The organism is Pseudarthrobacter siccitolerans, assembly GCF_030823375.1.
GTDB classification, from domain to species: Bacteria; Actinomycetota; Actinomycetes; order Actinomycetales; family Micrococcaceae; genus Arthrobacter; species Arthrobacter siccitolerans_A.
The window spans coordinates 2855287-2879754 of record NZ_JAUSXB010000001.1 but is presented as its reverse complement, the minus strand read 5'-3'; the positions used below and the strand labels follow the sequence as shown (position 1 = coordinate 2879754).

23 protein-coding genes and 2 pseudogenes are annotated in these 24468 nt (G+C 58.6%); 3 read left to right on the top strand and 22 right to left on the bottom strand.

Annotation, left to right across the window (positions count from 1 at the left end; all coding sequences use genetic code 11):
- Positions 1-297: 297 nt before the first annotated feature.
- Entirely contained in the window at positions 298-753 is a 456-nt protein-coding gene (locus QFZ36_RS13400) for a prevent-host-death protein (RefSeq protein ID WP_306637218.1), read from the bottom strand.
- Positions 754-1031: 278 nt separating this feature from the next.
- Positions 1032-1235, bottom strand: a complete 204-nt coding sequence (gene cspE / locus QFZ36_RS13395) for a transcription antiterminator/RNA stability regulator CspE (RefSeq protein WP_104046164.1) — start codon at positions 1233-1235, stop codon at positions 1032-1034.
- Positions 1236-1862: 627 nt separating this feature from the next.
- On the opposite strand from cspE, the gene QFZ36_RS13390 reads away from it, so the two are divergent.
- A complete protein-coding gene (locus tag QFZ36_RS13390) occupies positions 1863-2165 on the top strand; it encodes a DUF4193 domain-containing protein (RefSeq protein WP_306637214.1) in 303 nt (100 codons plus the stop codon).
- A gap of 181 nt (positions 2166-2346) precedes the next feature.
- Here QFZ36_RS13390 and QFZ36_RS13385 read toward each other — a convergent pair whose 3' ends face one another.
- Positions 2347-2988 (bottom strand): plasmid pRiA4b ORF-3 family protein, encoded by a 642-nt coding sequence (locus QFZ36_RS13385; RefSeq protein WP_306637211.1) that lies wholly within the window; start codon positions 2986-2988, stop codon positions 2347-2349.
- A 232-nt stretch (positions 2989-3220) separates the two neighbouring features.
- Here QFZ36_RS13385 and QFZ36_RS13380 point away from each other — a divergent pair, with 232 nt between their 5' ends.
- On the top strand, positions 3221-4018 hold the full coding sequence (locus QFZ36_RS13380) for an MmpS family transport accessory protein (RefSeq protein ID WP_306637209.1): 798 nt from the start codon (positions 3221-3223) through the stop codon (positions 4016-4018).
- 167 nt (positions 4019-4185) lie between these two features.
- Here the strand turns inward: QFZ36_RS13380 and QFZ36_RS13375 are convergent, their stop codons facing one another.
- From QFZ36_RS13375 to QFZ36_RS13355, 5 genes are all read right to left on the bottom strand, one after another.
- Positions 4186-5214, bottom strand: coding sequence for a hypothetical protein (locus tag QFZ36_RS13375; protein ID WP_306637205.1), 1029 nt, complete (start codon positions 5212-5214; stop codon positions 4186-4188).
- Positions 5215-5887: 673 nt separating this feature from the next.
- Positions 5888-6142 (bottom strand): hypothetical protein, encoded by a 255-nt coding sequence (locus QFZ36_RS13370; RefSeq protein WP_306637204.1) that lies wholly within the window; start codon positions 6140-6142, stop codon positions 5888-5890.
- A gap of 290 nt (positions 6143-6432) precedes the next feature.
- On the bottom strand, positions 6433-7338 hold the full coding sequence (locus QFZ36_RS13365; RefSeq protein WP_306637201.1) for a carbohydrate ABC transporter permease: 906 nt from the start codon (positions 7336-7338) through the stop codon (positions 6433-6435).
- A gap of 23 nt (positions 7339-7361) precedes the next feature.
- Positions 7362-8294, bottom strand: a complete 933-nt coding sequence (locus QFZ36_RS13360; RefSeq protein WP_306637199.1) for a carbohydrate ABC transporter permease — start codon at positions 8292-8294, stop codon at positions 7362-7364.
- On the bottom strand, positions 8291-9604 hold the full coding sequence (locus QFZ36_RS13355) for an ABC transporter substrate-binding protein (RefSeq protein ID WP_306637196.1): 1314 nt from the start codon (positions 9602-9604) through the stop codon (positions 8291-8293). Before QFZ36_RS13355 ends, QFZ36_RS13360 begins: the two co-directional genes overlap by 4 nt.
- A gap of 861 nt (positions 9605-10465) precedes the next feature.
- On the opposite strand from QFZ36_RS13355, the pseudogene QFZ36_RS13350 reads away from it, so the two are divergent.
- Positions 10466-11001, top strand: a pseudogene (locus QFZ36_RS13350) (recombinase family protein).
- Between the two features lie 315 nt (positions 11002-11316).
- On the opposite strand, the gene QFZ36_RS20955 reads toward QFZ36_RS13350, so the two are convergent.
- The 14 genes and pseudogenes from QFZ36_RS20955 to QFZ36_RS13290 all read right to left on the bottom strand — a co-directional run bounded on the left by QFZ36_RS20955 (position 11317) and on the right by QFZ36_RS13290 (position 24426).
- Positions 11317-11451, bottom strand: coding sequence for an IS1096 element passenger TnpR family protein (locus QFZ36_RS20955; RefSeq protein WP_373427045.1), 135 nt, complete (start codon positions 11449-11451; stop codon positions 11317-11319).
- 103 nt (positions 11452-11554) lie between these two features.
- A pseudogene (locus QFZ36_RS20950) lies at positions 11555-11772 on the bottom strand (IS5/IS1182 family transposase); the annotation flags it as partial.
- An 89-nt stretch (positions 11773-11861) separates the two neighbouring features.
- Entirely contained in the window at positions 11862-12713 is an 852-nt protein-coding gene (locus QFZ36_RS13345; RefSeq protein ID WP_306637192.1) for a polysaccharide deacetylase family protein, read from the bottom strand.
- Between the two features lie 74 nt (positions 12714-12787).
- Positions 12788-14089, bottom strand: a complete 1302-nt coding sequence (locus QFZ36_RS13340; RefSeq protein WP_306637191.1) for an alpha/beta hydrolase — start codon at positions 14087-14089, stop codon at positions 12788-12790.
- A gap of 230 nt (positions 14090-14319) precedes the next feature.
- Entirely contained in the window at positions 14320-14679 is a 360-nt protein-coding gene (locus QFZ36_RS13335) for a MarR family winged helix-turn-helix transcriptional regulator (protein WP_306639210.1), read from the bottom strand.
- Positions 14680-14845: 166 nt separating this feature from the next.
- Positions 14846-15721: a 2-hydroxy-3-oxopropionate reductase gene (locus QFZ36_RS13330; RefSeq protein WP_373427044.1), complete on the bottom strand. Its 876-nt coding sequence runs from the start codon at positions 15719-15721 to the stop codon at positions 14846-14848.
- An 89-nt stretch (positions 15722-15810) separates the two neighbouring features.
- The gene (locus QFZ36_RS13325; protein WP_373427080.1) at positions 15811-17484 is read right to left on the bottom strand and encodes an MFS transporter; all 1674 of its coding nucleotides are present in this window, start codon (positions 17482-17484) and stop codon (positions 15811-15813) included.
- A 4-nt stretch (positions 17485-17488) separates the two neighbouring features.
- Entirely contained in the window at positions 17489-18322 is an 834-nt protein-coding gene (locus tag QFZ36_RS13320) for an SDR family NAD(P)-dependent oxidoreductase (RefSeq protein ID WP_306637190.1), read from the bottom strand.
- A gap of 96 nt (positions 18323-18418) precedes the next feature.
- Positions 18419-18946, bottom strand: coding sequence for a gluconokinase (locus tag QFZ36_RS13315; protein ID WP_306637189.1), 528 nt, complete (start codon positions 18944-18946; stop codon positions 18419-18421).
- Between the two features lie 8 nt (positions 18947-18954).
- Positions 18955-20184, bottom strand: coding sequence for a D-mannonate dehydratase ManD (manD, locus tag QFZ36_RS13310; RefSeq protein WP_306637188.1), 1230 nt, complete (start codon positions 20182-20184; stop codon positions 18955-18957).
- 190 nt (positions 20185-20374) lie between these two features.
- Positions 20375-21541 carry a Gfo/Idh/MocA family protein gene (locus QFZ36_RS13305; protein ID WP_306637187.1) on the bottom strand — a complete coding sequence of 389 codons (1167 nt, stop codon included), beginning with the start codon at positions 21539-21541 and terminating at the stop codon, positions 20375-20377.
- Positions 21542-21583: 42 nt separating this feature from the next.
- On the bottom strand, positions 21584-22444 hold the full coding sequence (locus QFZ36_RS13300) for a sugar phosphate isomerase/epimerase family protein (protein WP_306637186.1): 861 nt from the start codon (positions 22442-22444) through the stop codon (positions 21584-21586).
- A 105-nt stretch (positions 22445-22549) separates the two neighbouring features.
- Entirely contained in the window at positions 22550-23581 is a 1032-nt protein-coding gene (locus QFZ36_RS13295) for a Gfo/Idh/MocA family protein (protein ID WP_306637184.1), read from the bottom strand.
- Positions 23578-24426, bottom strand: coding sequence for a sugar phosphate isomerase/epimerase family protein (locus tag QFZ36_RS13290; RefSeq protein WP_306637183.1), 849 nt, complete (start codon positions 24424-24426; stop codon positions 23578-23580). Before QFZ36_RS13290 ends, QFZ36_RS13295 begins: the two co-directional genes overlap by 4 nt.
- Positions 24427-24468 lie beyond the last annotated feature (42 nt).

Sequence of the window (24468 nt, the reverse complement as noted above, 5' to 3'; positions counted from 1 at the left end):
GACTTGCTCCACGACGTAGAACCAGATTCGTGCATCACCTTTGAGGGTTAGCTTGTGCTGCCATCTGTCGTGGGTAGCACCATCCCGTGACACAAGACCTAGATCCCCACGCAGCCGGTAGTTGGTTGGTGTCGTGAGCTGAGGAGTCCTAGTCAGAAAATCCCACGAATCTGCCAACGAATTCCTGATCGTAGCTTTCAGATCAGTCCAACCGCGCTTCGCCTGGACAGATGCAAAACGGAGTTCGTATTCGCTCTTTTTTGTTGGCCGCTCGACCTTTTCGCTTTTCGCCATACCCTAGGGGCGCTCGACGGTCTCAGCATCATCAAGCCACTCCACGGCTTCCTTGCCGAGGCCAGCGGCGATGGCAGTTGCAGTCTCACGCCAGGCGTTGAGTTCTGCGATGGCCAGATGGGGCTGGTTAGTGGCGAATGATGCCCGTGCAGCTGCCACGATTTCGTTGGCACACACTTCGCGATCAGCTGGGCTCAAGGCGAGCATCCACGGAAAGCGATCGCTCATGCGCCCTGCAAGGGTTCCATCGGTACTGGTGGTGACAGCAACAAGCTGTGCGGCGAGTTCAAGCAATGACGCCCGGGCCCGATCCGCGCTCTCTGACATCAGTACCAAAGATTCGCCGTCCCGCCGGGTGACCAGGACAGGGTGATCTGCAGCAGCAGCAAAAACATCAGCGGAGGCTCGACTCAGCTCTGAAGACTGGAACGTCGTTCGGGAACTGGCTAATGTGCTCATGGTTCAACATTACTCAGAACATGTTCTGAAGTCCACTGGCCCAAGCCCCCTAATGTAGGTTTCCACCTCGCCGTCAATGCTTTAGGGACCACAGTTAGTTGACGGAACGCTGGCTATCAGCTTTTAGCATTCAGGCGAAGTCCGATGGGGCAACTACGTTTCAAGGGTCTCGGGCTTACCGGATCGAAGAGAAGCGATTTGAATTACCAGGCAGGCTTGGCGTTGGGGGAACAAAAAGAAGCTGGCCAGCATGTGCCGGCCAGCCTCCTAACAACCGCTTAGAGCGGCTGGATGTTCTCCGCCTGCGGACCCTTAGGGCCCTGAGTGACGTCGAACTGAACCTTCTGGTTCTCGTCGAGGGAGCGGTAACCGCTGGAAGCGATTGCCGAAAAGTGTGCGAACACGTCAGCGCTTCCGTCGTCGGGGGCGATGAAACCAAAGCCCTTTTCGGCGTTGAACCACTTGACCGTACCTGTTGCCATGCCTGTTTCCTTCACGGGTCGCGGGCCGGATCCGCTTTTCGAATTGCCGTCCCCGCCACTCACCCCTCGAGCCTATGGGCCAGCAGTGGGGGCGGGCAAGAGATTCGTCAGGGTTGGACGGCCGGAGGACCGCCATACGAGTTGCGGCAGCCTGACTTTGAGTACCTGGCCCAAGCCGACCGCGCTTCTTGAATGGCTATTGTCGTTTACCCGCTGGTTCATGGTGGTTGAGCTGTCCTTCGCTGAGGGACGGTGGCGGGGAAGTAGCTCGACTGCTTCATTTGGGTCAAGGTCTGGTCTCCAAACGTGCCTGAGCGGCGGGGGTGGGCCTGAGGGCTGCCAACTCCCAGCAGTTTCTCAGGTTGCAGGGGTCATAATGAACCGAAGCTCCGGTCAACCGCTATTTGATCGGAGCTTCGCCATTGCTCAGCGCGGTGTGTTCCTGCGCCGTGAAGCACCTATTAAGTCTTGACGTATTTATTGATCTGCGGGGGCGAAGTGTTGGCCGCACACCTCAAGCGTCCCAATATGGCTCGCGCACGTTTTGAGGAACAACCGTGCGACCGCGTACGTTACAGTCTCGTCCGGAATGGGCATCAGAGCGACGACTTAAGGAAGAAGCACCTAGTGGCAGCCGACTATGACGAAGTCCGTTCCGACGTCAAGGAATCCCAGGAGCGCTCCCTGGAGGATCTGCAGTCCGCGAACGCCCCAGATGCCCGCAGCGTCGTCACCGAGCTGGACGAAGCCGATGCCCTCGACGAAGGGTTGACACCAGGCGGCGAAATCATCTCCGACGAGCTCATCGTCCAAGTGATTCCCCAGGCCGCGGACGAGTTCACCTGCTATTCCTGTTTCCTCGTCCGGCACCGGTCCCAACTGGCGCGGGAGAGCAACGGCCACGCCTACTGCGTGGAGTGCGAAGGCTGAGGCAGCTTGGCCAAAGACTACAGCAATTAGGCATTCATCCGGACCTTTTTCAGCTCCTTCCCAATGCCAGCTTTACATAATATAAGCTATCGGCTCTTTGGATAGGGCGGGGGAGTGACTGCAGAAGGGGGGCTGTTTCCGTGCATCCATTGGTAGCGTTTATCCCCGGGAATCCCCGGAATTAGAACTGCTCAGCCAGCATCTGGTTCACGGCGGGGATGTCCAGGAAAGCAGGGTCAAAAGGCTCATCCGATCCGGTCGTGTCAGCCAACCAGGCGGCAGATTCAGCGTGGGCAGGATGGGACGGGTCGGCCAGGGCGTCCATGATCTCCTCGTAACCAGGAAATCCTCCGGAGTCTTCCAGCGGCCCATGCCGGGCGCCGTCGATCAGCAGGGCCGGCGGAGCGCCTTCGCCACAGGGCCTGCGGGAGACCAGTTCGAGCCGGTGAAGCCAGCTGTCACCAAAGTCGTACTCGTAGAACGCTCTACCAGATCCCAGCGCGACCAGCTGTTCCAGGGAGCAATCCTCCTCAGGCCTGTCGCCGGGTTCTTCACACTCCGTCGCGGGAAGCCATTGCTGGACTTCCGGGAATTCGCCGTCAACGGGCCGCAGCGGCGCGGACGGGTCGCTGGTTACAAACCGATGCAGGTGCGCGTCCTCCCAGCCAAATGCTGCCTGCAGGACCTGATGTACCTGGCTCAAAGCCAAGGAGCCCCGGAGTTCGAATCGGCGCCAAATCTCAGGCTCGCTGTCGACCAGCTCAACGCGAACCTCCAGGACCGAGTCCTGTCCCACCCCGCTCCCGGCTTCAAATTTGTCCATGCACCCATTTTTACAGGCCTCACTGCCCTTCTACTTAGACAGGGCCGCCTTCCATTCCTCGGTTGTCACCCGCTTGATCTTGGCTGCGCCCGGCCTAGGAGGTATTTGCCGGAGGCATCCAGCCACTCGATCAGGTCGTAGCTTTGGGTGCCAGGTATGGCAGAATCCGGGGTACAACCGGCGAGCATCACGAGCGGTGCCACTGCCTGGCGGATCATGTCTTGGGGGCAAAATGACCGAATTTGAGGACGACGCGCGGACTGACTACACCCGCACTGTTGAGGACGCCACCCGGACGTGGCATGCCACCGCCATCGCGCTGGAAACCGAATACCTCGACGCACTCGAACGGCCCGGCCAGGACCAGTCACCATCGGCACTTCACAGCCAATATCTGCACCGCCGCCGGAACGAGCACGCAGCCTGGCAGGCCCGTTTGGAAGACGCCACGGCCACCTACCGCGAACGGACAGGTCAGACCACGCTCCCGCAGGTCGGCTGGACGCCGGCGGCCCCGGGGGCGCTTCCGGCTCCCGGAGTTCCCGGGCAGGTCACTGCCGCAGGCGGAACCATGTCGAGGCCCCGCAAAGGTTTCGACCGGCAGCGATGGCTTCCGCTGATCATCGTCGTCGGCGTCCTGGCCCTTCTTGCCGTCATCGGGACCGCAATGGCCGGCGCGGGCAAAAACAAAACGACCACGTCCACCGGCACAGACTCCACCGCTTACAGCAGCACGTTTGAAGTGCTCTATGAGGTGGAAGGCACCGCCACGGGCGCCAACCTCACAATGGAAGCTCCGACCGGAACAGTCCAGGGCAGCGGCAAGGCTGTACCGCTGGCCAACGGAACCACCGGCAAGCGCGGCATCACCTACACCATGCCCCGGGGGCACTTCCTCTACCTCTCCGCGCAGAACACGAACAGCAAAGGCACCATCACCTGCCGGATCACAGTCGACGGCACCGTCGTTTCGACAAACACCTCCAGCGGCGGATACTCAATAGCCAGCTGTGAGGGGAAGGCCCGCTAGGTGTACTGAGTCAGGACGTTGGTTACAAAGTGAAGGTGAAGGCCTCTGGGCCGTACTTTACGAAAGACTGCGGGAGAGTGCCCTGCAAAACGCTGTTTGCTGCCATCATTAGTAGCGCTTTTCCCGGATCGTTTGAAGTCTGAAGTGCTCATTATCGGCATCCCAAGTCACCAGCGGCTAGTGCGGTTACGTGAGTTTTTCTTTGCAAGGGGACCGCTTTTCTTTCGCTTCCTGTCTTTCGACACGAGCTTTGGCTTGGCGTCAGTACCGTACAACCGGTCATAAGCGTTGCCGGTAGCTTTCCAGGAGGCCGCCACGTTGGGGGTGCCGCCGGCGGAAAGCACGGCACCCAGAACGGGATTATTGAGGAAAATGATCAGAAGAACTGCATAGAGGCTCGTTACGGCCAAGACCTGAAGACCTGCTCGAACCGCAGCGTCGTACCCGAAGGGAACAGTCAGGTTAAGGAAATCTGCTGTCTCATCCAGTAGATCCTCGGGTGCGCCTATCCGCTCAAAGATCTCCTCTACTTCCTGAGCAAGCGATGGGTCGACAGCTAAGTCCTCCCTCAAGGAAGCCACTAGGCCGTCAGCGCCGCTGTTCTCGAACTCGGTAAGCCACGCACTGCTGAGACCACTAATTCTTGGGTTTCCCAGAATGTCTGCGAGGGGGTGTTTGAAGTTGGCCATACCGCTGAGCGCCAGGCTGCTAGCCAGCTGTTTCCCGAGGTCTTCCATCGGGTTCTTGTAGCTGTTGGCCAGTTGCTCGCTGAAAACCGTGAGTGCGTTAGGCACTTTCATGTCTGCGAGGGGGTGTTTGAAGTTGGCCATACCGCTGAGCGCCAGGCTGCTAGCCAGCTGTTTCCCGAGGTCTTCCATCGGGTTCTTGTAGCTGTTGGCCAGTTGCTCGCTGAAAACCGTGAGTGCGTTAGGCACTTTCATGTCTGCGAGGGGGTGTTTGAAGTTGGCCATACCGCTGAGCGCCAGGCTGCTAGCCAGCTGTTTGCCGAGGTCTTCCATCGGGTTCTTGTAGCTCTTGGCCAGTTGCTCGCTGAAAACCGTGAGTGCGTTAGGCACTTTCATGTCTGCGAGGGGGTGTTTGAAGTTGGCCATACCGCTGAGCGCCAGGCTGCTAGCCAGCTGTTTGCCGAGGTCTTCCATCGGGTTCTTGTAGCTCTTGGCCAGTTGCTCGCTCAAACCCGTGAGCGCGCTAGACGTAGGACGGTCCAACCCTTGCGGTTCCTTCTCACGTGGGACCGGAAGGTTCTGGTAGACGTCATCGGAGTGCACCTAACCATTCTTAGCGATAGATCTGACTTTCTGTAAAACAGATGGAGCTGTAACAGTAGCTTCGGCCTCCGTCTCGGCCTCTAAACTTGGGAACATGAGCGGGCCAATCGGCCGGCGCCCCGGCGATGTTTTTCCAGCTAAAGCCGAAGCGGAAACTTTGGCGATAACTGCACACTGCCGGACTTTCACGACGCGCCAGCTGCGCGTGCGGTCCTGGAAGAAGCCAAGGAAGACTGGCCAGGCTCCCGCACCCAGCCTCTTGCGCGGGCGAAGAGTGGCTGGTCGGGCCACTCCCCCAGGGTGACGAAAGGTCGACTATCGGCTCTTAAATAACGGGAGTAGAAGTGGCTGCGAGAACTCCCGCCTGCTGACGAATTCGGTATTTCCGCATTCAATCATTCGTTCTTGCAACTGCTCGTGATCGGAGACTGGGTCAGGAAGTGCCCTTGGATGCCTTGCGCCCGTAGGTCTCCTGCATCTAATGCATGGTTCCACGGCCCGGCTGTTACTAGCACCGAGCCTGGTCGTCGATCTCGGCGGGCCGATGGCTCGGGCGCCTCAGTCGTCACTAAAACAGTGTTCATACACTGTCCTCATAGACGGTGTAACCGCAAGCAATATCCGCGGCGGTTTCGACAGTGTATTCTCCTGGTCCGGTTCGGGTCACTCTGATGCCGTGGTTCAGCTCAACGGCGTCTGGGATGATTCTGCCGATGGTCGAGTTCAGAAGATCGTCGATCCGGGAGGCGTCCGTCGTCGTTACGCGACGGATCGTGCTGGGTGCTTGAATCATTTGCTCTTTCTCATCCGGTGCTGAAAGGTTAATTGCCGTCATGCGGCAAGCCGGGGGCTATTCCCGGCTCCTGAATACCCGTTCATGTCTGTTTAGAATGTGCGGGGGAGTGGCTGCAGAAGGCGCCCTTTTCCTGGCACCATTTCGTGGTGTTGCCTCCAGAGGCCGGAAGTCAGAACTCCTCAGCCAAGGCCCGGTTGACAGGTTGTAGGGCAGGCCGCCAGCGGTGCTCAGGAACCTCGGCGGCCCCCGATTGATCGTCGGTTGCATAAGGAAGCTGTGAATCGGATACGCGAAATGCATTTCAATCGCTTCGGTGTAAGTATTCAATTCTACTTCGTGGCCCCAGCTCCGAGGCCTTTAACAATGTGGCGCTGGGCCAGCAAATAGAACACGATAATTGGCACAATCGAAATTGTTGTAGCAGCAAGTAGGATGTGCTGTTGCGGAGAGTCGGCCGACACGAAGCTGGTGAGTCCGCGCTGAATCGGCATAAGAGCATCATCATCGAACAGGACCAGGGCCATAAGATACTCATTCCAGGCATTCAGTCCTTGAATCACACCAACCGCCGCAAGCCCTGGTCGGGCTAAGGGCATTATCACGCGAAAGAAGATTACGAATGAAGAGGCGCCGTCAAGTGCCGCCGCCTCTTCAAGTTCTCTTGGCTGGCTCGAGAAAAAGCTCCGCATAATTAGAGTTGCCATGGGAACTCCAGCAGCCATAAGGATCAACACATACCCGATCCTGCTGTTAGTCAGGCCCAGCGAAATCAAAAGCCTGTACTGGGCGAGGAACATTGCCGGTGCGGGTATGACCATTACAGCCAAGATCACCACAGTAAACATTCCCTTGCCGGCAAAATCCATTCGAGCTAAGGCGTATCCTGCCAAGCTTGAAATGATCAGGATGCCGGCTACTGCGCACAGTGTGTATATAACACTGTTTGTGAGATAGGTTGCTAGGTCACCTTTGGTCCAAGCGTCAACGAAGTTGGACCATTGAAGCGCCTTCGGCAAGAGGCTTGTCCCACTGTACAGTTCGTCTATCGTCTGGAACGCGCCCGAAACAAGCCAGAAGATCGGAAACAAAGCAATGATAGTGGCGGCAGCAAGTAGCCCGTACAGACCGAATCTATCCATTTTACGCGGACGCCCGCCTTTGTGGACTTTTGCATCTGTACGCGCTGTGAGCACCTCTGAAGTTGGCGGTTGATCCTTCACTTCAACTGAGGACATGAGGGGTCAGCTTTCTGAAAGAACTAGGCACGGGAGCTCCGCCTCGAGATTCCGAGTTGCACAAGTGATAGGACGACCAGTGCACCGCCGAACAAAACAGACATTGCAGCAGCTGTTCCATAACGGTGATTGGCGAATGCTTCGATGTATATCTGAAGGGTCGGTACCATGGTGTGGTAGCCAGGGCCTCCATTGGTGAGGACTTGTACTGTGCCGAAAACTTGCAAGGCGGAGAGCAGCGTCAGCACGCTCACAATGCTAGTAACGGGAGCGAGGTGCGGCCATGTGATGTAGCGAAACTTTGTCCGACCGGGTGCGCCGTCCAAGCTGGCGGCCTCGTAGAGTTCGTTCGGGATGTCCTGCAGTCCGGCGAGAAAGAGGATAAAGGCAAAGCCCCAGTGGTACCAGACAAAGACCAGCGCAACGCTGAAAAGCGCAATTTCCGGGTTACCTAGCCAGTTCTGCGAGAGAGAACCGGCGCCAATTGCTTCAAGACCACGGTTAACAATCCCAATCCGCGGTTCCAGCAGCCAGGAGTAAATCAGGCCTACAACTACTACCGAGAATGCGCCTGGAAGGTAGAAGGCCGTCCTGAAGAACGCCTTTGCTCGTGGCACCTTGTTGACTGCTATGGCCATAGCGAGGGCGATACCGTTGCCCAGGAAGAACCCGACCACCGCAAAGACAAGGACATTGCCCATCGAGGCCCAGAAAACCTGATCCTTTAGGACGGCGGAATAGTTGTCGAGCCCGACGAACGGAGAGTCCGGGCTTATACCGTCCCATTCCTGAAAGCTCAGTAGGATCGCTTGCCCAAAGGGTATGACAGTTAACGCGGCAATCAGCAGGACGGCAGGTGCGAGAAACAGCCAACCAGTAGAGTTACGCCGCAGTGATCGCCGCGACTGCCTCAACGGACTATGTAGCCGCGGCTGAATCTCTAGCTGGCTTGTCATTTGCTCTTGTCCTGGGCAACTTGAATATCTTCAAGAAGCTTGTCCGGCGTCGTCTCCCCCAGGACGAGGTTCTGAGAGCCACGTTGGATCACATTCTTGACGTCCGTCGAAAGCGAAGATGGGACAACTTGGAGAGTCGGGAGCAGATCTCGGAAGCCTTCTGCCTGGGCAGAAATCGTGTCGGACTTCAAGACTTCCGGATTGGATGGCAGTATTCCCATTTTTTTAGCAAAGTACGTCTGCTGCTCTGCAGCCGTGAGCCATTTCAGGAACGCCAGGGACTCTTTGGTGTGCTTGCCCTTTGCGTTCACTGACATACCCTTGCCCGTATCAAAGCGCGCTCTGGGTTCATGCGTTGCATCCGCCGCTTTAGGAAGAGGAAGCGATCGGTAATTTGTGAAGTCAGGCGCTGACGACCTTGCCACTGCAATTGAGAAAGAGCCATCAAAAATTGCTCCTATATCTCGCGTGTTGAAGAACGATTTCTCGACCGCGGCGTTATCCCCCGAGCCTCCCGGAATCGTGTTGCTTGCTATAGCTCCCGCCTTTGCAAGGTCCTCAAGGAGTTTGAACGTCTTTCGCCAGGCCTCCGTTTTCCAGCTCGCTTTGCCCAAGAAAGTTGCGTCTATTTCCTCGTCACTCATATAGTTTGATGCGTAGTACTGGATAAGGTTGGGAACCATCGAGGCTGAGATTGAGAATTTACCCTGCCCATTTTCGCCTCCCTCGGCTAGCTTCTTCGTCAGATCTGCCATAGTCGCGGGAGCAACAGAGGGATTTATGGTTCCCTTGTCCGGATTAACGAGAAGCCCGTATACCGATATCTCCCAATGTGCGCTGTAAATTCCCGCCTTCACCCCATCAGGGTTGCCCTCATTGAATTTTGTCACCTTGAGGAGATCCGGCTGGAAATTCTTGCTCCAGTCGCCATTCATTTCCGACTCAAGGTTGAATGCCCAACCGGCCTTGTAGAAGGGTGCCATCTCTGAATTGCCAACGGAGGAGAACAAATCCGGCATGGAATTGGACTGGGCCTTAGATTGGAGCTTGGACATGAAGTCCGCGGGACCAGGGGTGTCGACAGATACTTTGATGCCTGTTTCTTCAGAGTACTTCGCCGCAAGGGCAGTCAGCGCTTCGGCCTGTCCACGGGACTGGTTGAGAACTGTCAGCTCAATGTCACCGCTGTCAGCTTCACTATTCCCCGAAGAACAACCTTGGAGCACGAGACTGGACGCAAGTACGAACGAAACCGATAGCACAGTGCGGCGCGCGTAGGTCGGGGTTCCCTGACGGGGTTGCTTCATCATGGCTTCCTTTGGTCTTAAGTTCTGGTAGCGCGGGGGCCGAGCTAAGTCGTACTCGGGCCGAAGTCATGTCTCCGACGGAGCTCGGTCAACTGGCGCTACTGCCTTCGTAGTGCAGCCTCTCGGACGTGCCGCTCGTTTCCCCGCCAACTCCGGTGTTCTTGGTTGTGACACTGATCAGCACTCCGCGCGAAACTTTTGGTACTCGAGAAATTTCTGGACCTTGCCGGGGAATGCTACTCGCCACCGGATATCCCCCAATCAGTGGGCGAGTGGCTTGCGGCGTCTTGGCCGTTGGTCGTGACTCGGGCATCGGAGATTCTTGATTGGAGCAACGCGAACAGGCGCCGGGGAAGTTCTGTCTTCGTCAGCCAGGGTGTGCCGGTAGGCCAAGGCAATAAATGGAAAGCGCTTCTGAACCCAAGGTGGGATGCTCTGCCCGATTGGACAGCTCCGATCCATGGTTCCTCTGGATTAGTGGCCAAAGTGGAACGTCTTACCGAAAGCCCCACCTATTTATGCGGAGGCGTGTCCAGTATCACAACGCAACGGTCGTATGTCAACCGATTGCATTGCGCCAACTTCCGCGATAAGCCAAGGGAAGGCGTGTTATTGCTTGGTCGAGATTGGATGGCAGGAGCATTTGCTGGCGCTGAGGCAAGCGGTTGCAGTGCTAGATTGTGAGGCCGCCTCCGGGCGGCTGCTTCCCATCGGGCTATGTAGAAATTGCCGGAGCTCGCCACTGGCCGCCTCTCTCGGTGCAATGCTCTTCGTGGGCAACAACGGCGGTACCAAGCTCTCCAACGCCATGAGCATTACACGAGCCTAGAACTCAACCTGACAGGACGAGGGTCGGAGGCGCATATGGCGGGGCAGCGGATCGGGTACGTGCGGGTGAGCATGCTGGATCAGAACGACAAACGCCAGCTCGAAGGCCAAGTTTTTGACAGAGTTTTCACCGACAAGGCCTCGGGCAGGGACACCGCTAGGCCGGAGCTCACCGAACTGCTGCGGTTCGCCCGCCACGGGGACACCGTGGTCGTGCACAGCATGGACCGGCTCGCGCGAAATCTCGATGACTTGCGTGCGTGCGGGTGGAGTTCGTCAAGGAGAGCCTGGTCTTCACCGGCGAGGACTCCCCCATGGCCAACCTCGTGCTCCCCGTCATGGGTGCTTTCGCCGAGTTCGAACGCTCCCTCATCAGGGAACGCCAAAAGGAGGGCATCGCCCTGGCCAAGCAGCGCGGCGCGTACAAAGGCAGGAGAAAGACTCTCACCCCGGAACGGGCCGCCGAGCTGGTACAGCGCGCCGGCAACGTGTCCCGAAGGCCTTACTTGCTCGTGACTACGGAATCAGCAGAGACCGTCTTCCAGTACCTGCGCCACGCCACGCTGGACTGAACCACTCCCCTACCGACGCCGTCGTTGAGCCGTAACCCCCGTGGCCGTAGCTTGACGGAATCTCGGCTATCGGCTCTTTACGATGTGCGGGGGGAGTGGCTGCGGAAGGCGCCCTTTTTCTGGCACCATTTCGTGGTGTTGCCTCCAGAGACCGGAAGTCAGAACTCCTCAGCCAAGGCCCGGTTGACAGGTTGTAGGACAGGCCGCCAGCGGTGACCCTGATTTGGGTCGGGAAAATTTGGCTAATGGCGTCCGTGAAAATTCCTCCTCAGGTCTGTCGTCCGGATCAAGGCACTCCTGCTTCGGGAGCCACTGTCAGGTTGTCGCGCGAATTTCGCCATTGGCCGGCCGCAGCCTCACAAAGGGCTCCAAGGCTGTGAACCTGTGCAGGTGCATGTCCTCCCAACCAAAGACCGCCTGGAGAACTCGGTGGACCTGATTCAGGGTCATCGTGCTGCCGGGCATTCTGCTGGCGCCAAATCTCCGGGTGTCTGTCGACCAGCTCCACACGAACCTCCAAGAATGCGCTCAAAGCGCCTCGACGGTCTCCCCTGTCAAAGAGGCCCTGCAACGCCTGCACCGACCCGATCACCGGTGCCGGAACGGAAGGCCAGTCCCGCCGCGACGGAAAGAGATCCTCCATCACCGAATCCGGAAACAACCGCCCCGATGCGTGGCCAGATGAGCGAAAACGCTGCCCGGAGCTAACAACTCCCGAGCCAGCGCCTCGACATCCAAATACCCGCGTTGCCCATCCTCACGTCCCTGCATGAAACCAGCCGTAAATCACTAGTCCCGAAGATCCAGCAGGCACGCCTCACTTCCGCCAATTGTTCAGCGCACTCCTAGGCACCATTCGCTTACGCTACGGTTGCCGGGAAGTGCATGAATTTTCCGTTTAGGTCCCGTGTTGAGGCCAAGGCCTGAATGAGTCCTTGGGCGGTTCCACCCTCGGGGTGGTTGCCGTGGACGATCACGATGTCCCCTTGTGCAGCTGATGATACTTCTCGGGCAACGATTGAAGCAGTGAAGGTAGCTCCTCCATCTCCATTGATACTGAAGCCGGTTGGAATGAGCCCCAGGGCATGGACTATTTGTACGGCTACATCGTCCATATATGCGGTCCCAGGCCGGAAGAAGCGTTGGGGCCGCCCGGTTAAATCTTCCAGAACGGCGTTGCTTGTCATTATTTCGTCGTAAATTTCCTCTGGTCCTTTCGTCCCGGGGATGCCGTAGGCACTTTTTCCGTTCACAGACAAGGGAGAATGGGCGGAGCCGTGATTTGCGAGTTCGAACAAAGGATCGTTGGCGAGTTCTTGGCTCTTCAAAGGATTTTCTCTAATCCAGCGGGAGTTGAGGAAAAGGGTGGCTGGAATCCCGTTTTGCCGCAGGGCATTCAGCAAGAGCGTATCCACTGCGTTGCCACCGGGTCCTCCGCAAAAGTCCACTGTGAGGACCACCCCTCCCGAACTTGCTGGTAGCCGTTTCAGCACCCCTGGCGCTTCAAGTCCCCAGTAGACGGGAACCTGCCCGGTGAAAGACCTGATTACTTCCCCACGGCTTGGAACAGACAGTGTCCGTGGTAGTTGAGGGGGTATGGATACGTCGTCTTCGTCCGGAAATTCGCGCTGCCTCTCGTTATCGTCTTCCCACGGTTCTGTTTGTTCCAATTTGCGGTTCTGGCTGAGTGTTTCCAGCAGCGGATAGGACATTAGGCAAATTCCGGCGCCAAGTAGATACCGCCGGGAGAAGCCTTTTGTGCTTTGTGCCTGCCTGTGCCTGACTGTCATGGAGCCGGTCCGTCCGTTGGATTGGATAAGCCCAGTCGGGGGTATAGGATCCCAAAACCGTCGCGAAGGCCAGTTGCAAGGGCACCTATGCCGTGCCCGCCTTCCGGGATCTCCAGGAGGTTGACGGTCATTCCAGCGTGGCTGGCTGCTGTGCTTATCTTCCGGGCAGCGGTCATGTAGGCCGGATCATCGCGGCAGGCGGTGAAGACTGCATGGATGCCCTTGTATTGGCGGATATTGAGAATGTGCTCGGGTTTTTGCGCGTCGTATGCGGTCTGGTCCCCGTGAAATATCTCTCGTAGAGTGCTTCCGGGGTGCTCGGCTCCGGGGTACTCTTCTCCTGATACATCAAGGACGTTGCCCCATGTTTCCGGGTATTTGGCGGCGAATGAGATGGCGCATTGGCCGCCGTGTGAATATCCACCCGCTGTCCAGTACCTGGCGTCACCGATGACGTTCAAATTCCTTCGCGCCCACTCCACGACATCCTTGTTGATGTACGTCTCAACGTTGCCAAATCGGGCTGTATCCAAACAAAGGTCGTCGACAAGCGGATTACCCAGTTGATCAACCACGATTACGATCGGTGCCAGACCTCGGTTCCGGGCCGCTAGTTCATTAAGTGCATCCGCGGCGAAACGGGGATCAGGGTCACCGGGTTGGCCCATCATCATGACCACCAGCGGCAGAGCCGGGGGGGAATCCACAAGGGCGACTGGAGGGAGGTACACTCCGGCAGGTCTGGGAGTAAATCCCGATAACGTTCCTGGAATAACTTGAGTCCTCGTGACACCGGTGGCAGGCATGTTCGGCGGAGCTTCCCAGTCCCTCCATAGAACCGGCATGCTGGTGGTCATGTCTTGCGCTGGTTTATTGATGTCCAGCTGAGGGGCAAGCGATATACCCAGCAGCGCCGCAACGGTGGGCCGAAGACCGTAGTAGGAATTGATCCCGACTACGGTCGTGACCACAAAAATCGGGACAGCACCTACAGCCAAAACTTTTTTCCACCGAGGAGACTTCCAGAAGGTTACCCCTGTCAGTACCGAAGCCCCGACGAAGGAAGTAAACCATGCCCTAACCTGCCATGGAAGGTTGCTAACGACATCTAAAACGAACTCGAACACCCACAGGGTCAGCCACGCCAGCAGCGCGCCGCCCGTGAAAATCCAGGCGGCTGCCAGCCACCACAAGGGAACCCTGCGCCAGCTGAGGACAACGAGGAGCCAAGCTGTGAGAACCGTAAGGGTCCACATCAAAACGCCATCAACGAGGTTGTATTCAAGCAGGAAATCCACTGGCAATCCCGTTTCTGTTTATACGTGCGCTGGAAAGAGCCCTCCTAAGGGTGCCTGGCTCTACACATTTCGAGGGAGACATACGAGACAGTCCTAAGGGGGAGGAGGCAGAGGCGCTTTCTTGACCAGGCGCGCACGCCTGCAAGGTCGGAGGGACAGACCACTTGCAGCGTGCGCCTTCCAGCAGACCAATACTCCTGGGCTGGACTCCAGCATGAAGGCCGTGGGTGTTAGCTAGTTGTGCTCCGGGCCTGCACGGCAGATTTGACGAGCGACTGAGTTAGCTGGTGCAGTGTTTTCGCCGCACTGCGGGCATCTTCCTCGTTCCAGTCCCAGAGATGTTCTTGAAAGGCTGCTGATCGTTCGGCCTCCAAGCGTCGCAGTCTTTCCAGACCCCATGGTGTAATGGCAACAAGCTGAGCACGGCCATCACCTGGATCTTTCCGACGAACGACTAGACTCTGCTCCTCCAAATCCGCGATGTGCCGGCTCAGGACTGGGGCACCAATGCCGAGCCGCGCAGCGAGCACAGCAGCCCGGCACTCCCCCTCACCTACAAGCCGAAGTACGAAATGCTGGGCTGCGCCCATTCCTTCCCCTCGTGAGGTAAATGCAGCGATGCAACGCACTGCTCGTTGGAGGTCGAATATTTCATACACGAGGTCTGCTGCCGTTTCAGGGGCGAGTGCCATATCTGTTCCTAATATGCCCGGATGGAGGAGGCGGGACGCAACGCACGGATTTCCCGGGCCGCTACTAGCGGTCTGAGAGCTGGAGGACCTGCTTGAAGAGTCCGGAGTGGTCCAGTGCGCCGTCACCCTGGTTGGCGGTGGCGACGACGAGCTGCGCGGCGACGGCGCCAAGCGGGATGGCGACGTTGGCTTCACGGGCTGCCGAGGTGACGATGCCCATGTCCTTGTGGTGGAGGGCGAGGCGGAAGCCGGGGTCGAAGTTGCGGTCCAGCATCTTCTGGCCCTTCTGGTCCAGGACCTTGGAGCCGGCCAGGCCGCCGCCGAGGACCTTGAGGGCGGCGTCGGTGTCCACGCCATAGGCCTCAAGGAACGCAATGGCTTCGCCGAGGACTTCGATGTTGACGGCGACGATCAGCTGGTTTGCAGCCTTAACGGTCTGGCCGGAGCCGGAGGGGCCCACGTGGACGATGGTCTTGCCGAGGGCATTGAGGACGTCCTGGGCGTCGTCGGAGTCTGCCTTGTCGCCGCCCACCATGATGGACAGGACGGCGTCGATGGCGCCCTGTTCGCCGCCGGAAACCGGGGCGTCAAGGGGGCGGAGGCCGGCTTCTTTGGCCTCTGCGGCAAGCCGGACAGCGACGTCGGGGCGGATGCTGGAGGCGTCGATCCACAGGGCGCCCGGCTTGGCGTTGGCGAAGACACCGTCCTTGCCGCTGACCACGCCTTCGACGTCGGGGGAGTCCGGCACCATGGTGATGACGACGTCGGCATCCTTCACGGCATCGGCGATGCTCGAGGCGCCCTTGCCTCCCTCGGAGACCAGCTTATCGATCTTGTCCTGGCTGCGGTTGAAGCCGGTAACGGCGTGGCCGGCCTTGACCAGGTTGACGGCCATGGGCAGGCCCATGATCCCGAGTCCGATGACTGCAACGTTGCTCATGATGGTTCTCCTTTCTGAAAGTCTTTTTGGTGTCTTGCCAGACTGCCCTACGGGCTCCGGTGGGTGCCTGCCCTCGGACGGGTCAGGGTTTACGGGCGGCGGGAGTCTGTTGACAATTCCCTCGTACCTTCCGATTCGCTAACAGCTAGCCGTGCCTCTCCCCCGGCGATGTCCACGGCGATTTCTGCTTCCGTTTCCGCGAGTTGTTCAAGGCCTGTCTTTCGCTTCAGAGGCACATTGGGAAGGAAAGCGATGGCGACAACAGTAAGCAGCGCAAGCGGCGTGGATAGTAGAAATACTCCGGCCACTCCCTGGGCATAGGCTTCCGCAACCACGGCACGAAGGGGATCGCTTAGGGAACCCATATCTGGTAGCCGTCCGGTGCTGATCACCGATGGGTCAATCCCCTGCGCCCTCAAGGAGTCGGATTTGTCCGCTATGACTTGTGCTGCCCTTGAGGAAAGGGCTGCGCCAAGTACCGTGACTCCGATTGTTCCGCCTAGAGTGCGGAAGAAGGCTACCCCGGCGCTTGCTACGCCTAGGTGCGCTACCTCGGCCGTGTTCTGAGTGACGAGGACGAGGTTTTGCATAACCATCCCGATGCCCAATCCAACAAATGCCATATAGGTCCACAGGAGTGGTATCGGTGTCGCCACGCCTATGGTTGCCAAGCAACCCAAGCCCAAGGTGAGGAAGCTGGCTCCCAGGACCATCCAGAATTTCCATTTACCCGAGCGGCTGATCAGGGCGCCAACGACCGTGGACGCCACCACCACTGCAATGACCTGAGGCATGGCAATAAGTCCAGAGTCCGTAGCGGTGGCCGCGCGACTGAGCTGCAGGTACTGGCTCATGAATACTGCCGTACCGTAGACCGCCACACCTACTGAGATGCTGGCGATAACAGTGAGGGAGAAGGAACGATTCCGGAACAGAGACAGCGGGATAATCGGTTCTGCGGCCTTTCTTTCTATCAGGACGGCAGCGATAAGCAGTACGAGGGATGCCGCCAGCAACAGCAAAGATTGAAGTGAACGCCATTCAAACTGCGAGCCACCCAAAGTTATCCAGATCAGCAGGCTCGACACGCCGGCGGTTATGAAGACGGCTCCGGCGTAATCGATGGTCACGGTCCGAGGCTTCCGGGGCAAGTGAAGAGTAAGTTGAATCAGCACGAGCGAGGCCAGGGCGAAGGGAACTGAGGCGAAGAAGTTCCACCGCCACCCAGCGAAATCAGTGATGACTCCACCGAGCAGCGGTCCTCCCACGGAGCCCGCTGTCATGACTGCGCCCGTCAAGCCCATATACTTTCCACGGTCTCGCGGGCTAATGATATCGGCCATGATGATCTGCACCAGAGTCAGCAAGCCGCCAGCGCCCAGTCCTTGAATGACGCGTCCTGCGATTAAAGTGCCTGGTTCAGGTGCAGCGCCAGCCAGCAGGGAACCTGCGACAAAGATCACCAGGGCTGCCTGCACTAATGCCTTCCGATTTAGTAGGTCGGCCAATTTGCCCCAAATCGGCGTGCTAATAGTTATGGCCAGTAAAGTGGCGGTCACGATCCAAGTGAAAGTGGCCTGGGATCCCGCTAGGTCGTTAACAATTCGAGGAATTGAGGTGGAAATAATTGAGCTCGCCAAGAGCGCTACAAGAAGGCCCGTAAGCAGCCCGGTCAATGTCCTGAGGATCGAACCAGTGGATGAACCCTTCTTGTGCTTCGTTGCGTGGGCTCTTGGTTTTTTAGGTCTGTTCCCGGGAGTCATGACATCAATGGGTTTCAATAACCTGTCCTGACTTTTCCAAGTCCCTCAACAGGCCTTGCACCCTTGCTTTAGCGCGGGCGGAAACGTCATTACCGGGGGCTACATGGACCCTGCCTTCCTCAATGCCGGCTATCGCTGCCTCGCCAACCTCCAGCGGCGTGAGGATCCCTCCGGAAGCAGCCGCGATGCTTCGCATCGCCCCCTCGGCGCCTGACGACAATTTGATTGCGCCCAAGGTTGCCGAGTTCTTTCCGATTGCTGTGTCCACGAGGCCAGGACACAGCACGGTCGCCCCGAGGGCCAGCGCCTCTGCTTTGAGTTCGAGGTCGAGAGTCTCGGTCAAACCTACAACCGCGTGCATTGTGGCGGTGTACGGTGTGCGGTTCGGCAATGGCGCCAGGCCGCCGGACGATGCAGTGTTAAGAAAATGCCCTGCGCCTTGCTTAATCATGATGGGGGCGAAGGCTTGGACTCCATGGACAACTCCCATGACCTTGACCGCGATCATTCGGTCCCAGGTCTGTGTGCTCTGCTCCCAGAGGGGTGCGCCGGAACATATCAGGCCGGCGTTGTTGCAAACGAGGTCGACCCGTCCGAATAGTTCCAAGGTGCGGTGCGCAAGCCCTTCCACGGAATTCCGGTCAGTGACGTCGGTGCGGACGGTCGCAACCTCCGCGCCCTTTGCCCGGAGGGCATCAGCAGCCGGTTCAAGGGCATCCTCTCGGACGTCGGCTAAAACCAGACGGACCTCTCGTTCCGCGAGGGCTTCTGCGAGGCCAAAACCAATACCGCTGGCGCCTCCCGTGATGACGGCGACGCTACCCGGGGTTATCTTCACAGTTTTTCTCCTTCGTTGGTAACAGCATTCAGGTAGCCCTTTTGGTCGGCGGCAGCCATCACCGGCCGCGAGAGTTGCATGTGTTAAGCACGCCGGTCAGACGTGGGTGTGCGGGATGTTGGCCAGCGCCGTGGCCACTACTTCGTTTACGGGTGCGGCGATGTCGACGTGGACGCCGGCTTCGTTGGCGTCGAGCGGTTCCAGCGTTGCAAGCTGTGACTCCAGGAGTGCCGGTGGCATGAAGTGCCCGGTGCGGCTTTCTATGCGTGCCTTCAGGACCTCTTTGCTGCCGTTCAGGTGCAGGAAGATGGTGTCCGGAGCCTGTTCGCGGATGGCGTCGCGGTAGCTGCGGCGGAGGGCGGAGCAGGCAAGCACCATCCCGCCATCTCCCGCTGCAGCCAGCTCGCGGCCCACCGTGGCGAGCCAGGGCCAGCGGTCCTCATCCGTCAGCGGTGTGCCGGCCGCCATCTTGGCCACGTTCTCCACCGGATGGAGGGAATCGCCGTCCAGGAACGGGACACCCAGTTCGCGGGCCACAAGATCGCCGATGGTGGTCTTGCCGCAGCCGGAGACGCCCATGACCACTACACGGGGTCCGGCGTTTCCGGGTTGATTGTTGCTCACTGTTTTCCTTACCAGTCGTGGACGGTGCCGTCGACCAGGCGGTTGTAGGGCAGGTAGGCCTGCTGGTACGGGTAGGCGGCCGCGGCTTCTTCGTTGAATTCGACGCCGATGCCGGGCTTGTCGCCCGGGTGCAGGTAACCGTCGGTGAAGGTCATGGACTGCTCGAAGACCTCGTTGGTCTTGGCCGAGTGCTGCATGTATTCCTGGATCCCGTAGTTATGGATCGCCAGGCCCACATGCAGCTGGGCCGCGAAACCCACCGGGGAAATGTCCGTGGGCCCATGGAAACCGGACTTGATCTGATACTGCGCAGCGAAGTCCATGACCTTCTTCAACGGGCTGATCCCGCCGAAATGCGTGGACGCGGCCCGCACGTAATCGATCAACTGTTCCTTGATCAGCGTCTGGAAGTCATAGACCGTGTTGAAGATCTCCCCGATCGCCAACGGCGTGGTGGTGTGCTGGCGCACCAGGCGCAGGCCCTCCTGGTTCTCCGCCGGCGTGCAGTCCTCCAACCAGAACAGGTCATACGGCTCCAACGCCTTGCCCAGCTTCGCAGCCTGGATCGGCGTCATCCGGTGGTGCCCGTCATGCAGCAACGGGATCTCCGGGCCGAACTCATTCCGGACCGCCTCAAACACCGTCGGCAGGTGCCGCAGGTACGCCCGGGTGTCCCAGTCCTCTTCCAGCGGGAACGCACCACGCCCGGCAGGCTCATAGTCATACCGCTCCCCCGAGGCCTGCGCCTGCGCCGCCACCCCATACACAGCCTTGATCCCGGGGATCGCCGTCTGGATCCGGATCGACTTGTACCCCAGCTCCAGGTGCTCGCGCACCGAATCGAACAGCGACGGGATATCCGCGCCCGAAGCGTGCCCGTACGCGCGCAACCCGTTCCGCGACGCCCCACCGAGGAGCTGGTACACGGGCATCCCGGCCATCTTGCCCTTGATATCCCACAACGCCATGTCGACGGCGGCGATCGCGGCCATCGTCACCGGCCCGCGCCGCCAGTACGCGCTCCGGTACAGGAACTGCCACGTGTCCTCGATCCGGTGCGGGTCCTTACCGATCAGCAGCTGCGCAACGTGCTCCTTCAGGTACGCGGCAACGGCAAGTTCACGGCCGTTGAGGGTGGCGTCGCCGATGCCGGTCACCCCGTCCTCGGTGGTGATCCGGAGAGTCACGAAATTTCGGGAGGGACTCGTCACGAAGACGTCGGCAGCAATGATTTTCACAGCAGGTCCTTTCAAGTCTGATTTATGAGGTCGCGAAGAGCGGATAGGCGCCACCTGCACCGCGGATGCCGGTTAGTTGGGACGAGCCGGAGGCCCCGCAAGGCCGGTCCACCTGGTCACCAGGGCCCTATCGTCACGGTCGCCTACGCATCTACTCCGCGTGAGCCGGAGGAAGTGTCGCTGCCAATGACTAGGAGCGTTGTGGGAACTTGCCTTCTGCCAGGATGCGCTTGTTCAACTCAGCGAGGAACAGGTCTTCATCAAAGTCCAAGTCGACTTCGCTCCCCGTCCAGCTCGACAGGTGAATTGCGTTAGCCAGACGAACACCCTTGATGCCGTCCGAGCCCGGGGCCAGAAGCGGGGTTCCGTCCAGGATATTGGCGGCGAAGTTTTCCAGTACGCCCGCGTGCTGTACCCCCCAAGGTGACGGGAATTCGATGACTTCGGAAGCGTAAAGCTCATCGGAGTCCAGCTGCCCGGTGACTACCTTGCGGATGTCGTCCATACCCATCGAATCGCTGAGTTCACGCTCCGGCTTGACCAGTCGGGTCACAGTGGCCGTTTTGGAGTTTTCGACGATGATCTTGCCTTTGTCGCCCAGGATCTCGAAGCGGTCCGTGCCGGTCAAGTCATGGGTTGCGGTGACGAAGACGCCCGTGGCGCCGTCGCCGTAATCGACTAGGGCTGTAACTTCATCTTCAACTGCGATGTCCCGGCGGAAGCCGTATGCAACCTTTGCGTACACCGATTTGGGAACACCACAAATCCACTGCCAGAGGTCCAGCTGGTGAGGCGCCTGGTTTACCAGGACACCACCGCCTTCGCCGCCCCAGGTGGCCCGCCATTCACTTGAGTTGTAGTACCCCTGTGGGCGCCACCAGGTGGTGATGATCCAGTTGGTCCGGCGGATGTCGCCGATTTCCCCGTTCTCCACGATCTCCTTGAGCCGCTGGTACAGGGGGTTGTTCCGTTGGTTAAACATGATGGCGAACGACAGTTCGGGCTTGCTAGCTGCGAACTCGTTCAGTTCCGACACTTGCTTTGTGTACACTCCAGCGGGCTTTTCGACGAGCACGTGGATGTCCCGTTTCAGCGTTTCGATACCCATCTCGGGGTGGAGGAAGTGCGGCACGCAGGTCACTACAGCATCCACGTCTCCACTGTCGAGCATAGTGATGTAGTCATCGTAGAACGGGATGTCCAGATACTTAGCAGCAGCTTCTTCCTTCTTGGACGCGTCGACGTCGCAGACGGCACCAATGACCATGTTGGGGACTTTACCTGTGCTGATGAAGTGAGCGTACATGCTGCCCTGCTGCCCAAGACCGATTATGCCAAGGCGGACTTTCTTGCTCATTTGATAATTCTCCATATCTTGTTTGACTGCTTAAAGCCGGGGTTAGAAAAGGTTTGAGTGCCCCATTGCCACGAGGTTGTCATAGGACGTTTGGAGCGCTTCCCATACCGTGCGGCCGTAGAGTTCATCCTGTTCGACGAGCAAATACTCCGCGCCTGCGGCCTGGGACGCGGCAATGATGCTTGGAAAGTCGAGGTTGCCCTCGCCCACTTCAGCGAATTCAATAACGTTTCGAAAGTCATTGCGGAAGCCCTCAGCGTCCCGGGCGGCGAGCTTGGCGAAAGCGGTCTCCGGCACTTCGCCCACGCGGTAGTCCTTGAGGTGGATCATGGCGGCGCGGCCCGCATACTTGTTAATCGTGCGCACGGGGTCGTGGCCACCGCGCTGAACCCAGTGCACGTCAAGTTCCAAGCCCATCGCAGGGGAATTGTCGGCAATAATGTCCAGCATGTACTTTCCGTCGAACTTCGCAAATTCGATGTGATGATTGTGGTAATAGAGACCGATGCCGTGTTCTTTCAGCTGCTCCGCGTATTCATTTGCTTCCTTTGCAAAGTCGGCTACAGCATTTATTGACTTCAGGGCCGGGAAAGGCATAATACCGATGCGCAGGAATTTGGATCCGAGACGGTTGGCGTCGTCGACAATCTTTGCGAAGTCCTTTTTGAGCGTATCGCCTGGGCGACCAGCGGGGAGATCTACCGCCACGGACAGGGCCGCCATTTCCATGCCAAGTTCAGTCCGGGCGCGGTCCAACTCGTCCACGACATTCGCGGACATGGGAATCTGCGAAATCTCTACCGCATTGTACCCAATCGCGCTGACTTTCTTGAGCGTTTCGAATGCCCCGTCCTGCGCGAAGTCCTGCATCAGCATCATTGCCTGGACGCCAATTTTGGCCATGTTTATCTTTCTCCGTCTAATCGATTTTGTCGGGTGGCGTTCAATGGAGAACGCCCTCAATCGCCGCCGCTTGATCGTTCAAGGCTGAGGGCAGCGGCTCGGAATTCAGGACACGGTCTCAAGACGTGTCGGGTAACTCTGGCGGTAGAGCTCCTTGACGATAACCAGTGACTTAAGGGCTTCATCAGGATTAATCCAGAACGGCTCGGGGTCACCAATTCTGGTGTAGAAGTCTTCGATGAGTAATTCGTGTGACAAGCCCCAATAGGCCCGGCCGCCCGTCGGTACTTCCTTTTGCGGATCTCGCTTCATTTCCGCAATAACCTCCCTGCGACCATCGATGTGCGTGACGGTCAGGTCGCCGCGGAGGCTCAGGGTTGCCTTTTCTGTGACGATGTCCAAGGTGATGGGCGCATTAATGGAGTTCGCGAGGCTCGCGTAAAAAAGACTTCGAGACCCGTTGGCGTGTTTTGCCAAGAACTCGGCTGTGTCCTCCACCTCGATGGTGTCACCCAATGCGCGAGTGGATGAGTTGCCCGCGAGGGAGACCACATCACCCACGAGCCACTGCAGGAGGTCTACGGTGTGGATAGCCTGGTTCATCATCAACCCGCCGCCGCCGGCCGCCCAACTGCCGCGCCATGGCCTGTTGCGGTAATAGTCAGCATTGCGATGCCACAGCACAGTGGCGGATGCCCCTACCACCTTGCCCAATTCACCTGAGTGAATCATTTGGTGCATGGCCTGAGAGGTGGCATTGTAGCGGTTTTGGAAGCAGACGGCGATTTTTGCGCTGCTCGCCTTCGCGGCCTGCACCAACCGCCGGCCCTCCTCAAGAGTGTGCGCCAACGGCTTTTCAACGATGACGTTCACGCCCCGTTCCAAACAATCTGCGGCGATGGATGCGTGTGTGTTGTGTGGTGTGGCAATATGCACCACGTCAGGTCTCACTGTTTCAATCAAGCTGATGTGCTCGGCGAATCCTGGGACGCCATAGGCGGACGATGCTGCCCCCAGCCTGGCAGGGTCTGTGTCGCAGACGGCGGCAAGCCGGGCGCCTGGGAGATCTGATATTGCCTGAAGGTGTACCGCCGAAACGTCACCGCATCCGACAACAGCCGCTTTCAGCACGGTCACGAGAGCTCAATTCCATTCTCTGCGGCCAATGACGCAAACGCGCGGGCTGCAGCACCGAAGGCGCGAGGCCCTGAGAAGCCTCCCAGTTCATGGGCGCTGGCGAGGTGTGGTTCCAACGAGGCGAAGCCGCGATAGCCATCTGCCTTCAGCGCAGCTATGGTTGCGTTTAGTTCACCGTCCCCTTGTCCCGCTGGTACGACCTCTCCGCTGGCCAACAGGGCGTCCTTTACCTGAAGGTATTCCAGGTAAGGACGCAACAGGGCATAGCCTTCGGTATACGGCTTCACTCCGACCTGGACGAAGTTGGCGTTATCCCACGCGACCCGCAGGGCTGGAGAGTTGACCTCGGTCATGAGATCCAGAACACGCTCAGGGGTGTCCCCGTAAATTCCCTTTTCATTCTCGTGAAGGAGGACAACTCCAGCTCCGGCAGCTTCTGCGGCAAGCGCTCTCATTCGTAGGATCACATCCTCACGGACCTCGTCTTGGCTTTGGCCCTCCCCCGGGTAAAAGGAAAAGACTCGAATGTACCTGGTCTCCAAGACGTTGGCCACGGAAATGATCTGACGGAGCCGCTGCACTTCATGTTCAACAGGAAGGGTCACCGAAACTTTCCCGATGGGGCTCGCCACGGCAGAGACTTTGAGCCCTTTGCCGTCCAGAATTTCCTTTAGCCTTGCGGCCTGCCCAGGTTCGAACTCGGAGACGTTGACCCCCCACGCGCTGCGTACCTCAATGTGGCTGGCGCCGAGAGCTAAGAGGACTGCTGACTGTACCGCCGGGTCGGGATCGACTTCATCGCCAAATCCAGAAAGCGGCCATACGGTGGGTGATGTTTGAGTCATGGAGTCTCCAAGGTTTGATGCAAAGGGCCAGTAGTTATGGAT